10 protein-coding genes are annotated in these 13,754 nt (G+C 45.6%); 3 read left to right on the top strand and 7 right to left on the bottom strand.

The window, feature by feature from the left end:
• Positions 1 to 58: 58 nt before the first annotated feature.
• Positions 59 to 1,102, bottom strand: coding sequence for a type IX secretion system protein PorQ (gene porQ / locus ACSX1A_RS00050; protein ID WP_439881555.1), 1,044 nt, complete (start codon positions 1,100 to 1,102; stop codon positions 59 to 61).
• 101 nt (positions 1,103 to 1,203) lie between these two features.
• Positions 1,204 to 3,693 (bottom strand): endopeptidase La, encoded by a 2,490-nt coding sequence (lon, locus tag ACSX1A_RS00045; protein WP_439881554.1) that lies wholly within the window; start codon positions 3,691 to 3,693, stop codon positions 1,204 to 1,206.
• 221 nt (positions 3,694 to 3,914) lie between these two features.
• Here lon and ACSX1A_RS00040 point away from each other — a divergent pair, with 221 nt between their 5' ends.
• Entirely contained in the window at positions 3,915 to 5,900 is a 1,986-nt protein-coding gene (locus ACSX1A_RS00040) for an OmpA family protein (protein WP_439881553.1), read from the top strand.
• 10 nt (positions 5,901 to 5,910) lie between these two features.
• The gene (locus ACSX1A_RS00035) at positions 5,911 to 6,654 is read left to right on the top strand and encodes a DUF4184 family protein (RefSeq protein ID WP_439881552.1); all 744 of its coding nucleotides are present in this window, start codon (positions 5,911 to 5,913) and stop codon (positions 6,652 to 6,654) included.
• A gap of 1 nt (position 6,655) precedes the next feature.
• Here ACSX1A_RS00035 and ACSX1A_RS00030 read toward each other — a convergent pair whose 3' ends face one another.
• The 4 genes from ACSX1A_RS00030 to ACSX1A_RS00015 all read right to left on the bottom strand — a co-directional run bounded on the left by ACSX1A_RS00030 (position 6,656) and on the right by ACSX1A_RS00015 (position 11,430).
• The gene (locus ACSX1A_RS00030; protein ID WP_439881551.1) at positions 6,656 to 7,159 is read right to left on the bottom strand and encodes a DUF6702 family protein; all 504 of its coding nucleotides are present in this window, start codon (positions 7,157 to 7,159) and stop codon (positions 6,656 to 6,658) included.
• A gap of 197 nt (positions 7,160 to 7,356) precedes the next feature.
• Entirely contained in the window at positions 7,357 to 8,670 is a 1,314-nt protein-coding gene (rseP, locus tag ACSX1A_RS00025) for an RIP metalloprotease RseP (protein ID WP_439881550.1), read from the bottom strand.
• A 56-nt stretch (positions 8,671 to 8,726) separates the two neighbouring features.
• Positions 8,727 to 9,878, bottom strand: a complete 1,152-nt coding sequence (locus tag ACSX1A_RS00020; RefSeq protein ID WP_439881549.1) for a 1-deoxy-D-xylulose-5-phosphate reductoisomerase — start codon at positions 9,876 to 9,878, stop codon at positions 8,727 to 8,729.
• 40 nt (positions 9,879 to 9,918) lie between these two features.
• Positions 9,919 to 11,430 (bottom strand): GH3 auxin-responsive promoter family protein, encoded by a 1,512-nt coding sequence (locus ACSX1A_RS00015; protein WP_439881548.1) that lies wholly within the window; start codon positions 11,428 to 11,430, stop codon positions 9,919 to 9,921.
• A 299-nt stretch (positions 11,431 to 11,729) separates the two neighbouring features.
• Between ACSX1A_RS00015 and ACSX1A_RS00010 the strand changes: the two genes are divergently transcribed.
• Complete coding sequence (locus ACSX1A_RS00010; RefSeq protein WP_439883573.1) at positions 11,730 to 12,239, top strand: hypothetical protein; 510 nt, start codon at positions 11,730 to 11,732, stop codon at positions 12,237 to 12,239.
• 90 nt (positions 12,240 to 12,329) lie between these two features.
• Here ACSX1A_RS00010 and dnaA read toward each other — a convergent pair whose 3' ends face one another.
• Positions 12,330 to 13,754, bottom strand: coding sequence for a chromosomal replication initiator protein DnaA (gene dnaA, locus ACSX1A_RS00005; RefSeq protein ID WP_439881547.1), 1,425 nt, complete (start codon positions 13,752 to 13,754; stop codon positions 12,330 to 12,332).

The raw sequence follows: 13,754 nt of genomic DNA, 5'->3' as shown, positions 1-13,754 counted from the left end.
TTTCTCTTTAAAAAAATATGCGCTTCAGCTACTATACAAGGGCTGTAGCCTATAAGTTTTAACTACTCTTCTTTTTCAGGAAAGTACTTGTATTGGTACTAACGGTAATATAGTGTGTAGCTCCCGTAGGATGGAAAAAGGCGCTGCTGTAGTTCAGCTCAAAGGCCCGTACCCGCAGCATAGCGCCTACCGAGAAGCCAGCTCCGCCACCTGCATTGTCGAGGCGCAGCTCTTTACGGCGCTGGTGGTTATAGCCAGCCCGTAGCTGAAAGTTATTACTGAAAACAAACTCAGCACCTGCCACAAAGTGACGGGCAATCTTATCTCCCAGCTTTTTCTCTGCTTTTACTTCTTCACCATTCTCATCCAACTGCCCTGATGCATTCGGGTCGAGGTAAACGATATCAAACTGGTAAAGGCGATGCGCAGTTAGTGACAGCCTTACTGGCATGTGTTCCGGCTTATAACTAAGACCCAGTTGCGCATCCCAGGGCATCTGCTGACGCTGTCCACCCTCAAAATGCTTTACCTGGTATCCTACATTTTTAAATGCAAGGCCAACCGTAAAGTCCTTTTCAGGATGTTTGAATGCTACACCGGCATCTGCCAACAAACCTACTGCCTGGTTGCCTGCTATGCTTGACACTGCTACCCTGGCAGTAGCCCCCATGGTAAAAGCATCTACCTGCCGGGCATGGCTTAGGTTAAAGGCATAATCATTTACATTGAAGCGGCCCTCTTCCATGCCTGTGGCGTCGCGTTGTATAAAGTCGCCGTAGTTCAGGTAATTTATACTTGCCGCCCAACGACCATACCGGGCATGGTGGAAGGCATAAGCTACCGAACTCTGCTTGATATCGGCCAGATAGCCCACATAACTTAAGCTAAGCTGGTTGTCCATTTTTTCATTCAGCAAAGCAGGGTTAGCCCCTACCATGTTCACGTCATGGGCACCTGCCGTTACATTTACTCCTCCTAAAGCCGCCTGCTTAGCGCTCACCGGTAACTCCAGAAAAGGAAATCCTCTCTGGCCACCCACCTGCGCCTGCACACTGAGCGTAAGGCCCAGTAGCATGCAAAGTATAAAAGCGCCTCTGTTCATGGGTAGTTAATTTCGGATGCCTGAATTTGGAGTAACTGAATAGAAAGTGCTTATACTTTGCAGAAATAAATTTAATTCAGTCACTCATTCAAAATTTCTTCCTAGTTCTCCACTGTCGCCTTTTCTTCTGTTAGGGTCAGCTTCAGGGGGTGCTTTACTTTTTCCTTAAGCAGGGCGATTTTCACTACATCATCTACACGGTCAACATAATGGATGTGCAGCCCTTTAATGTATTGCTCAGGTATCTCGTTAATATCTTTTCTGTTTTTCTGGCAAAGAATGATATCCGTAATACCGGCACGCTTCGCCGCCAGTATCTTCTCTTTTATACCACCTACTGGCAGCACTTTACCACGTAACGTGATCTCGCCTGTCATTGCTAACCTCGACTTAACTTTACGCTGGGTAAACACGGAGGCAATAGAAGTAAATATGGCAATACCAGCCGATGGACCGTCTTTCGGCACAGCTCCTTCCGGGAAGTGGATGTGCAGGTCGTACTGGTCGAAAAGGCGGTAATCAATATCTAACAGTTCCGCATGAGCCTTCAGGTATGAAATAGCAGTCATGGCAGACTCTTTCATTACATCTCCAAGCTGGCCCGATAAAGTGAGCTTGCCTTTGCCTTTGCTCAGGATAGACTCGATAAAAAGAATATCGCCACCTACTGACGTCCAGGCCAGGCCTGTTACTACCCCGGCAGTATCGATATCCTGATAGATTTCTTTATCAAATATCTCTGAGCCCATGATTTTCACCACATCCTCCGGCTTAATGGTTTTGGCAAACTCCTCTTCCATCGCTTTTTGTTTGGCTGTGTTGCGCACCAGCTGCCCGATCTTACGCTCCAGGTTTCTAACGCCAGATTCACGGGTATAGTCTTCTATCAGCTTATGAATTGTAGGCTTTGGCACTTTCACATCATCCGGCTCCAGCCCGTGCTCCTCAATCTGCTTCGGCACCAGGTGGCGCTTGGCAATCTCGGTTTTCTCTTCCAGGGTATAGCCTGTGAGTTCAATGATCTCCATCCTATCGCGGAGTGCTGGCTGAATTGTCTCCAGGGAGTTAGCAGTGGCAATAAACAGCACCTTGGACAGATCGTATTCCACGTCCAGGTAATTGTCCATGAACGTGTGGTTCTGTTCCGGATCCAGCACCTCTAAAAGCGCAGAAGATGGGTCTCCACGGAAGTCAGAAGCAAGCTTATCAACCTCATCCAGAATAATAACCGGGTTAGAGGAGCCTGTCTTCTTTATCTGGCTGATGATCTTGCCTGGCATCGCTCCTACATATGTACGACGGTGCCCTCTGATCTCAGCCTCATCGCGCACGCCACCCAATGACATCCTGACATATTTACGCCCGAGTGCTTTTGCTATAGAACGGCCCAGGGAGGTTTTACCAACTCCGGGAGGTCCGTAAAGGCAAAGAATAGGCGCTTTCATATCCTTCTTCAGTTTTAGCACTGCCAGGTACTCCAGAATTCTCTCCTTTACCTTCTCTAGTCCATAATGGTCCGCATCAAGGATCTTTTTGGTACGTTTCAGATTAAAGTTATCTTTCGTAAACTCGTTCCAGGGCAGGTCCAGCAGAAACTCAAGGTAATTTACCGTAACCGGATATTCTGCAGCCTGTGGGTTCAGGCGCGCCAGTTTATCGATCTCTTTCTTAAAGTGCTGCGCCACGTTCTCCGGCCATTTCTTTTTAGCCGCCCGGGACCTGAAACGCTCGATCTCCTGATCCGGGCCTTCCTGGCCAAGCTCATCCTGCAACACTTTTATCTGCTGCCTCAGGAAATAATCGCGCTGCTGCTGATCAATGTCAGTATGCACTTTGGTATGTATCTCCTGCTTCAGCTCCAGCAACTGTATCTCGCGTAACATCAGCTCTAACAGCTGTGTGCCACGCTCCACACCATCATTTACCTCTAAAAGCTGCTGCTTCTGGGCTACCTCCACATTCAGGTTACTCGACAGGAAGTGAGTCAGAAAGCTTGGGCTGTCAATATTATCAAGGGCTACCTGTGCCTCCTGTGGAATCTCAGGATTGAGTTTGAGCATTTTCCCAGCCGCATCCTTCAGGGACTGCACCAGGGCTTTTACCTCTTTGCTCTTCTTATCAAGCTTGGTTTCAGCACACTGGCTGATCTTGGCAGTCAGGTATGGGTCCTCTGAAGTGATCTCTTCAATCTTAAAGCGGCTATGCCCCTGGATGATGATCGTTGTGTTGCCATCAGGCAGCACCAGCATCTTCAGGATCTTAGCCACAGTACCCACCTCGAAAAGATCCTCAGCAGTTGGGTCATCGCTGTTTGTATTCTTTTGGGCAACTACGCCTATAATCTTATCCCCTTTATGCGCTTTGCGTACCAGCTTAACCGATTTTTTACGGCTAACTGTAATAGGTAATACAACCCCCGGAAACAATACCGTATTCCGAACTGCCAGAATCGGCAATTCGTCCGGCAAGCTTTCAACAGGGATGTCGTCTTCTATCTCCGCGGTGATAACCGGGATCATATCATCCTCGTCATCTTCTGAAAGATTGCTTAATAAAAGATTCTGCAAAAAGTTTTTTAAGGTATAATTCATAATTTAATTCAATGCCAAAATGACAGAAATACAGCTCATGAAGCAATATTTCCAATTCGTACTATAGTAGTCAAGACCTATGCCACTCTTAAGTAATATGCATAATTGTCGTAACTGCTTAAAAAGGATTTAGGGTTAACATTTAAAAGAACAAAGCCTTATTGAAAAGCGTTACAAAGCTATATACAAATAGTGCAAAACAACACATGGTTTAAACTATAATGCTGCGCAGGTCTCTTCTTTTAATTCCTCTTCTTATCCTCATACTGCTGCCATACTTTGGTTGCGAGCAGTCGAGGCATATGGCGAAAGAGGGAGAAGAGCCTGTAAATTTCAGAAAACAGGCACCTAACCAAGATGTTCATCTCAATTTCCCCAATTTAAACAAAATACAGCATTATCGGAATGATAAAGAGCTGGCGGCAATTCAAAAACTGGAGCGTAAGAAACAGTATGACCAGGCACTACCACTTTTAGAATCCTATGTAAGTAAGTTTGGGGTTGAGAACTTTTACAAGGACACCAAGCTACTCTGGCGACTGGGCCAGTTGCTGGAGCGTGAGGGAAAGCAGGAAGAAGCTAAAGAACTATACCGCCTGGTACTAAAACATCACCGGACAGATGTTCGCAACATTTATTCATACTACGACTCGCTGGAGCAGAATACCAAGGACTATTATGTGCCACTGGACTATTACTATGAGTTGGTTGAGTACCGGAAATCCATCGCCACATTTAAGCCTCCCAAAGGAGTTTACCTGAACATGGGTAGTGCGATCAACTCGCCCTACGCTGACTATGGCCCCACCCTGAATGAGGAGAACGAGCTTTTCATCTTCACATCCAAACGAAACCTGCAAGGCCTGAACGGTCGTGAAAATGAGGACCTCTTCTACTCTAAGCGTGTTGATGGAATCTGGCAGCAAGCGAAGTCTTTTGGCAAACCGATCAATAGCATTTACAACGAAGGCTCAGGATGCCTTAGCCGTGATGGCAAAACATTATACTTTGCCCGCTGTGAAGCACCGGACGGCTTTGGCAACTGCGACTTGTATGTTGCTACCATGCAGCCGGACGGAACCTGGGGAGAAATAACCAACCTTGGCCCAAATGTAAACTCCAATGCCTGGGACTCGCAACCCACCCTTACCAGCAGGGAGGATACGCTATACTTTGCATCAGACAGACTGGAGGGCTTCGGACTGTCGGACCTATACTTCACTTACAAAATGAAAAATGGTGCCTGGGCTCCTGCACAAAACCTGGGCCCAACAATCAACACACGTGAAAGTGAGGTAAGCCCGTTTTTTCACCCTTATTACCAGGTGCTATACTTCAGCTCCAGGGGCCAGCTCTATAACTTCGGCGACTTTGATATTTATAAAACCTATAAAGTGAACGGACAGTGGCAGGAGCCACGTAATATTGGCCCTTTGGTAAATGGCCGGGGCAGTGAATATTATTTTACCATAGATGCTGATTCAAAAAACCTATACTATGCCCGTTCCGAGCCCGACGACATACAGAACCTGAACCTCTACTCTTTTCCGTTACCAATGGAAGCACACCCGCTGGCTATTACGAAACTGGAAGGTGTCTTGAGGGATTCCATCAGTAACAAACCTCTGGCTGGCATCGTGTCTATCATAGACCTGGATAATGGCATCGAGGTCTCTTCTAAATACATCCGTCCGGACGGCTCATTTGAGTTTGACCTGATAGAGGACTCTAACTATATGATCCTTATCCAGGGGCCGGATTTTTTTACAATCGAACGGGAGCTATCATTACAGCAAGACACCTCGTTTCAATTGATGACCACCCTGATTGACTACAGCATCCCGATGGTATTTGAGAACATTGAATTTGATCAGAACCAGTCTGATATAAAGGAAGGAATGAAGCCTATACTTGATGAAGTAGCGCTTTTTCTCGTAGACCATCCAACATTCCGGTTAGAAATTGCCGGCCATACAGATGCCGCCGGTGACCCTGACTTTAATTTAAGTTTATCACAGGATAGAGCTTATGCGATAAGGCGTTATATTGAAAACAAAGCTAAATTGCAGCCCGGCAGAATAGAAGCGATCGGGTATGGTAATACAAAGCCTCTCCGAAAAGAAAAAACCGAGGAAGACCGGCGTGCCAACAGGCGTGTAGAATTCCGATTAATTAAACCTGCCAAACCGGAGAGAGGCTTTAGATAACACACATTTTATGCCCTTTACTGCCGCACACCCTGCACTTGTACTCCCTTTAAAACAAATAAAAAGTAACTGGTTCTCTACAACAGGGCTGGTGATCGGGAGTATTGCGCCTGACTTTGGTTATTTTCTAAGCTTCCTTTTACAGGAAAGGATAAGCAGCCACAACCTACAAGACATCTTTATATTCAACCTGCCGGTCACAGTCCTGCTGACAGTACTTTTTCATGGGTTTGTCAGAGATAACCTCATCAGGCACCTACCGCCTTTGCTTAGAAAAAGGGCTGAAGTTGCCGAAGGCACGCCTTGGTTTGGTTATCTGCGCCGCCACTGGCTCATCTTTTTAACATCGGCAGTGATAGGCATTGTATCACACCTTTTCTGGGATTCGTTTACCCATCTCGATGGCTACGTAGTTAACCACATGCCCTTTCTGCTGCAGCATGTGGAGGTATTCGGAATAGGTATGCAGGTGAGCAGGCTGATACAGCATACCAGCACTGTGGTAGGGCTTATCGTTATCTTGCTGTATACACTGCGCCTGCCAGCATATCCTTTAAAACGCGCTTACAATTGGGTTGGCTATTGGGTACTGGTACTTGTTGGTGGCCTGCTTCTGTTACAGGCGTACATGCCCGACATCGTGATTATGAAAACAATTGACGAGCTGGTGGTAAGGTTTGTAACCGGTTGCCTGTCAGCAGTACTACTTTTAGGCGTGCTAGCAAAATTTACAACGCAAAAGCAGGAAAGCTAGATCAAAAGCTGATCTTCTTCTCCGTATCGCCGCGTTGGAGCAGTACACTTTCTGTGCTTCCTTTGTAGTTGAAGTTAACGATGTTCATCTGATCGGCGAACATATCTGTAAGCACTGCATTTTTCACGTACAGCTGCTGTACCGAAGCATTCTGCACGGGCACCTCAAGGTAAATCCAAACAGCGTCTGTTTCAGCCTCTGACCCCAGTACTTTGTAGTTCAGCTGTTTACCTTTGGCTAATGCCACTGTAAAATTTTGTTTGACATAACCCGCCAATAACTGCTGTTGCTTTTCAGAATTGCTGTCGTACACCACTTTACTTTTGGCATACCTGGAAAGCCCTTTTTCAAGGTCATCGGTAAATACCTTTAAGGCTACCTCCAACGATTTGGTACGCGGGTTATACTGAATGTCTGTGATGCTGGTGTGAAAATCATGAGCTGATGCAGGCACTGAAACTATTACTATAAATGCCAGGAGCAGGCTTAAAATTCTATACTTCATGTGTTTGTTTTATTTATAACCGTAACGAACCTTCACTTTCAGTGCAAGTAGCCTGCCAACTTCTATAAATCACTTCCGAAATAATTTATTTTACCATTCCGGAAGTGAACAAGCTTTTAAACAGAACACGCTGCCCTCAAAGAGAACAGCGTGCCAGTGTTGTTCAGGAATTTTGAATAAAACTTCCTGCTATTTCTTTAGAAGATGATCTTGAAAACATCATTGAAGATGGCAAAGGCCATAAGACCCAACAAGATCACCATACCAACTTTCTGCGCATTCTCCAGGAAACTGTCAGAAGGCTTGCGGCCACTTATCATTTCATAGGTCAGGAACACTACGTGTCCGCCATCCAGTGCCGGTATCGGCAGGAAGTTCATAAAAGCAAGCACCATAGAAAGCATACCAGTAATACTCCAGAACTTATACCAGCTGAAGGTATCGCCAAATATCTGTGCTATTCCTATTGGTCCGCTCAATGATTTTGAGGCGGAAACCTCTCCCCTGAATATTTTTCCAAAGCCCTTCAGGTTAGCTGTGATCACTCCAAATGCCTGCTCTGTGCCTAGCGGAATTGATTCTCCCAGGCTATAATCGCGGGTAGCATACTGCAGCATCTGAACAGGTGCAAAACCAATAGTACCTTCTTCGCTTACCTCTACCTGCAGTTTAATTGGCTTTCCATCACGTTCAACCATCATGCTCACTTTTTTGCCGGCATTTGCCTGCAAGGCTTGCTGAAACTCATGGAAGAACATAACGCTCTCATTGTTAACCTTCTTTATGAAGTCACCTTTTTGTAAACCTGCTTTGGAAGCGGCACTGCCTGCCACCACCTGGCCAACTTTAAAAGGCTGTCGTGGCTGCACAAAAAACATACGCTCTTTGTTGTCTGCCACACGGTCCATCAGGTTTGCCGGCACTTTAATATCTACCTTCTGCCCATCGCGCTCTACGGTATAAAAAGCATCACGCCCAAGTAGTGCATCCATAGAATACACATCTTCAAAGCGTTCCAGCTGGTGTCCATTCACAGCAATAATACGGTCACCGGTCTGGAAACCAATATCCTTCCCGATTTCATTAGCCACCACACCATACTTTGCTTCGCTGGCCGGTAGATAGCTTTCGCCATAGTTAAAGGTCAGTGCGATGTAAATTACAATACCAGTGATCACATTCACAATGATACCGCCCATCATCACGATGAGGCGCTGCCAGGCTGGTTTCGAACGAAACTCCCATGGCTTTGGCTCTTCCTTCAGGGCTTCCGTATCCATTGATTCGTCCACCATGCCAGATATCTTTACAAATCCGCCCAGTGGTATCATACCGAGCATATACTCTGTTTCTCCTATTTTTTTACCAAAAACCTTAGGCGGAAAACCTATGGCATACTTCTCCACACGCATTCCAAACCATTTGGCCGCCAGCATATGCCCAAGCTCATGCAAACCTACCAGAATTGTAAGGCCCAGGATGAGCTGGCCTACCATTACTACTATATCCATCAAAAAGAAATTATATACTCTGTTGAATCCTGCAGCTATGTTACTACAGGTAATGTTTACTTTAAAATTAATTCAGAAGCGCGCTGGCGTGCCTCCTTGTCTGTACTAACATAGTCTTCGTAAGAAGGATTCGCAATATACGCAACTTTTGCCATACAGCTTTCGATGATGTCTGACATCTCCAGGAAACCAACCTTATCTTCCAGGAAGGCACTGACTGCCACTTCGTTAGCTGCATTAAGTGTACAAGGCAAATTCCCGCCTTTCCCCATTGCCTCAAAAGCAAGGGCCAGGTTCCGGAAAGTTTTCATGTCTGGTTGCTCAAATGTCAGCTGCGGATAGTCCATGAAGTTGAAACGGGGGTAATCTGACTTTAACCGCTCCGGATAACCCATAGCATACTGTATTGGCAGTTTCATGTCAGGCAAACCAAGTTGTGCCTTAATGGAGCCATCCTCAAATTGCACCAGTGAGTGGATAATAGACTGTGGGTGAACCACTACTTCTATCTGCTCATTCCTGAGCCCGAATAACCACTTTGCTTCGATTACCTCCAGACCTTTGTTCATCAGAGAGGCTGAGTCAATTGTGATCTTAGCACCCATGTCCCAATTAGGATGTTTTAATGCCTGCCCCTTGGTTACATGAGCAAGTTCAGCGGCAGTACGCCCCCTGAACGGACCTCCTGAAGCCGTTAGTATGATCTTCTCAATCGGGTTGTGAAACTCGCCAGCCAGGCACTGAAATATAGCGCTGTGCTCCGAGTCTACAGGATAAATATTCACACCGTACTCTCGAGCCAGGTCTGTAATCAGTTTGCCTGCCACTACCAGTGTTTCTTTGTTAGCCAGTGCAATTTGCTTGCCGGCTTTTATAGCGCGTATTGTTGGCTGCAGGCCCGCATATCCAACCATGGCCGTAAGTACCATATCAACGGTGCCCATTTCTACTACAGAACAAAGGGCATTAGCTCCGGCATAAACTTTTACATCCGTATGCTGCAGCGCATCTTTTACAGTATCGTACAGGTTTTCATTTGCTATTACAACAGTGTTCGGGTTAAACTCCAGTGCCTGTGTAATGAGCAGGTCAGCGTTGTTATTGGCCGTTATTACCTCTAGTTCAAAACTATCCGGATTTGCTTTGATCACTTCCAGCGCCTGCGTACCTATCGATCCGGTAGAGCCAAGTATGGCAATTCTTTTCATGCTTTTGTTTTTCCTGTGACGCAACTCGCTGCGCTATACTTTATTTTACCTGCTTTGTATTTGCGGTCTTCAGCAAACCATCTGCCAGGTTTCGGTCATTGCTTAACCTGGGCACTTTATTCTGCCCACCAAGTTTACCCTGCGATTTCATATAATTCCTGAAGGTGCCCAGCGGCAGTATGATCAGTTTCAGGCTTTGAAGAATGTTACCTTTTATCAGGTCGTCATAGTAGCTGTTAATCTTTTGCAGCTGCTCGTCAAGCTCTTTCGCAAAAGCATCGGGGTCATGAGGTGCAGTGGCAAACTCAACAAGCCACTCATGGTACGACTGCCCCTGATTCTGGCTTACATAAGGTGCCACTGTGAACTCGATCAACTCTACATTCGGGAATTTTGCCATGGTAAGCTTCATAGCTTTCTCTACTTCCTCCCCGATCACATGCTCACCAAATGCAGAAATATAATGTTTGATCCTTCCGCTCACAACCAGCTTATAAGGCTTAACAGAAGTGAATTTAACCGTATCTCCAACAGAATAACCCCATAAGCCGGCATTACTGCTGATCACCATAGCATAGTTAACCCCTGTTTCTACCTCACCGATCGTCAGGCGCCTTGGGTTCTCATTAAAATACTCATCCACCGGAATGAATTCATAAAAAATTCCTGCATCCAGCAATAAAAGCAATCCATTATCCTTTTGTTCGTTCTGATAAGCAAAAAAGCCTTCAGAAGCCGGGAAGAGTTCGATAGAATCAACTGATTTGCCAATAGACTCAAACAGTTTTTTCCGGTAAGGCTCAAAATTAACTCCTCCGTACACGAACAGAGAAAAGTTTGGAAAAATATCTTTAATAGGTTTGCCCGTCTGCCGGATCAGCTTATCGAAGTACATCTGCACCCAAGGTGGTATACCCGAGATCAGCGTCATATTCTGATCAATGGTCTCCTCTATGATCTGGTCCAGTTTCGACTCCCAATCTTCTATGCAATTGGTTTCATAGCTCGGTAGCTGATTTGTGCGCAGGTACCCAGGCACATGATGGTTGGCAATACCCGATAAACGTCCTGTGTGTATTCCTCCTACCTGCTCCAATGCCGGACTCCCTGAAAGGAAGATCATTTTACCATCCAGAAATGCCGCTTTACCCGTGTCGTAGATATAGGCTAAGAGTGCGTCGCGGGCACCATTTATATGATTTGGGATGGAATCTTTGGTAATAGGAATGTACTTGGTGCCAGAGGTAGTACCCGATGTTTTAGCCAGGTAAAGTGGTTTCCCGGGCCAAAGCACATTTTTATCTCCTTCTTTTACCTTATTAAAGTAAGGCAACAGGCCTTCATAATCGCGAACAGGCACTGCCTTCACAAAATCAGCATGCGAAGTGATAGTGCTGAAGTTATGATCCTGGCCAAAAACGGTATGCTGTGCTTTATCGACTATGCTTTTAAAAACGTTCTGCTGCGCCTCCACCGGGTTCTGTATCCAACTCTGGTGCTTCTTATGCACATAAGCAGCTAACGGTTTACTTAACAATGCCTTTACACCCATATAATTTGCATTTGAAAGATGGTAAATATAGCCAGAATAACCAGCATTGCCATATCATGCCCAATTTTCACCAGTTTAGTGATTTAATTTCTGCTACTACGCAATGCCAACAATTAATATATCAGTTATTTAACTCTGAAGGTGGTTAAAACCAAAGCCAGTCCTTCGGAGTTGTACTTTTAACTTTGATGTTATTTAATCTAACAGCGATCAAAAGGAAAACCTCAATAATGGAATAATTCATTATATTGCATTAAGGTTTTCTGTAAACCGCTTATGTTTTACCAAATTCTTTGAACATGACAGTATCTGGTAGTAGTGCACGATCGACATTAATCGTTCAACTAAGCCCAACACGAAGTGCAAAACTCTCTTTTACCGTACAAATTATTTTAACTCTTTTCTGGTTAGCATGGGCCGGCATGCTGCTGATCACCGATAATCAAAGCAGCGATCAGAACTACCTGTACTACGTCTTTTTCGGACTTGCACTGTTATTCTTTTTCTATGTGGTGCTCCAAAATACATCCGTTTTTGGCGTTCAATCCTACATAGAGGTCACGCCACAATACATTGTTCAGAAATCAGGTGTTTTTAGAACGAAGCACATAATTTCTATTACGGATGTAAAATCAATTCACATATCGCCGCTTGCCTTACGCATCACCCAGTCTGATGGCTCAAAGATCTACCTTGACCTTAAGCAAGTGCGCAAGAAACGTGACCTGGACAAGATTAAGACAAAAATAAAGGAGTTAGCCTCACATGCGGGGTTCGCTTTATCAGAGTCTCTCAGCAACAGACCTTAATAGTAGTAATTATAAAAAAGGTAAGGGCCATACTTGTAGAAAGTATGGCCCTTACCTTTTTTATGCCGCAGCTAAAATTTCAGAAGCGCTTTAACCTGCCTTAGACTTAAACTTTTTCTGAAGCTCCTGTATGCTGGCTTTGAATTTTTTGTCGGTATCGATCAAATCTGACACTGTTTGCACGGAGTGGATCACCGTACTGTGGTCGCGGCCTCCAAAATGGTAACCGATCGACTTTAAGGAATGGCTGGTAAACTCTTTGGCAAAATACATAGCCACCTGCCGCGCCGTTACAATTTCTTTCTTACGCGTCTTTGCCTTCAGGGAGTCTAAGCTCACCTGGAAGTACTCTGCTACGGTTTTCTGGATGAAGTCGAGGTTAACCTCTGTCTCAACATCCTCGATGATATGTTTCAGGGCCTGCTTGGCAAGCTCCAGGTCTATTTCTTTTCTGTTCAGGGAAGACTGTGCGATCAGGGAGATCAATACCCCCTCCAGCTCACGCACGTTGGTGTCTACACTGTAGGCGAGATACTCTACCACATTGTCCGGAATGTCAATACCGTCGCCTTGCATCTTCTTCTGGATGATGGCCATACGCGTTTCAAAATCCGGGCTCTGCAGGTCAGCTGTTAAGCCCCACTTAAAGCGTGATAACAAGCGCTCTTCAAGTCCTTTTAAGTCACGTGGCGGACAGTCAGAGGTCATTACGATCTGCTTGCCTGACTGGTGAAGGTGATTGAAGATGTGGAAGAACATTTCCTGCGTTTTCTCTTTTCCGCTCAGAAACTGCACATCGTCGATGATCAGGATATCCACCAGCAGGTAGAAGTTGGCAAAATCCTGTACGTTATTCGTTTTCAGGGACTCGATGAACTGGTTCACGAATTTCTCTGACGAAACGTAGAGCACGAACTTCTCCGGGTTGCTATTCTTTATCTGGTTACCAATGGCCTGTACCAGGTGTGTTTTACCCAGTCCTACGCCACCATAAACCATAAGCGGGTTAAAGGATGTTGTACCGGGCTTGTTGGCTACAGCATATCCAGCAGAGCGTGCCAGGCGGTTACAGTCACCTTCAATATAATTCTCGAAAGTATAAGCCGGGTTGAGCTGCGAGTTCAGGAAATTCCGGTCAATCGTTTTCGACTCGAACGGACTCTTGATAAAGTTCTGCTCTGGTCTGTAAGAGTTAACTACAGCCTGCGGAATTTTCTTCGTTGGCAGGTTTACCGTCTGAGGCTTGTTCACCTCATTGCCCCGGTCTACAATAATAGAATACTCCAGTCTGCCCTCGCTACCGAGTTCCTGGTAGATGACCTTCTTTAGAAGCTGCACATAGTGCTCCTCAAGCCATTCGTAAAAGAACTGGCTGGGCACTTGTATTGTCAGTACGCTGTCGCGCAGTGAAACAGGTTTTATTGGCTCGAACCAAGTCTTAAAACTTTGCTCTCCAATGTTCTCCTTAATCACCTGCAGGCAGTTACTCCATACAGTAGAACAGTCTTTAATCAT

The sequence above is a fragment of the Pontibacter sp. MBLB2868 genome (assembly GCF_051904785.1).
Lineage (GTDB): Bacteria > Bacteroidota > Bacteroidia > Cytophagales > Hymenobacteraceae > Pontibacter.
This window is presented reverse-complemented; position numbering and strand designations above follow the sequence as displayed.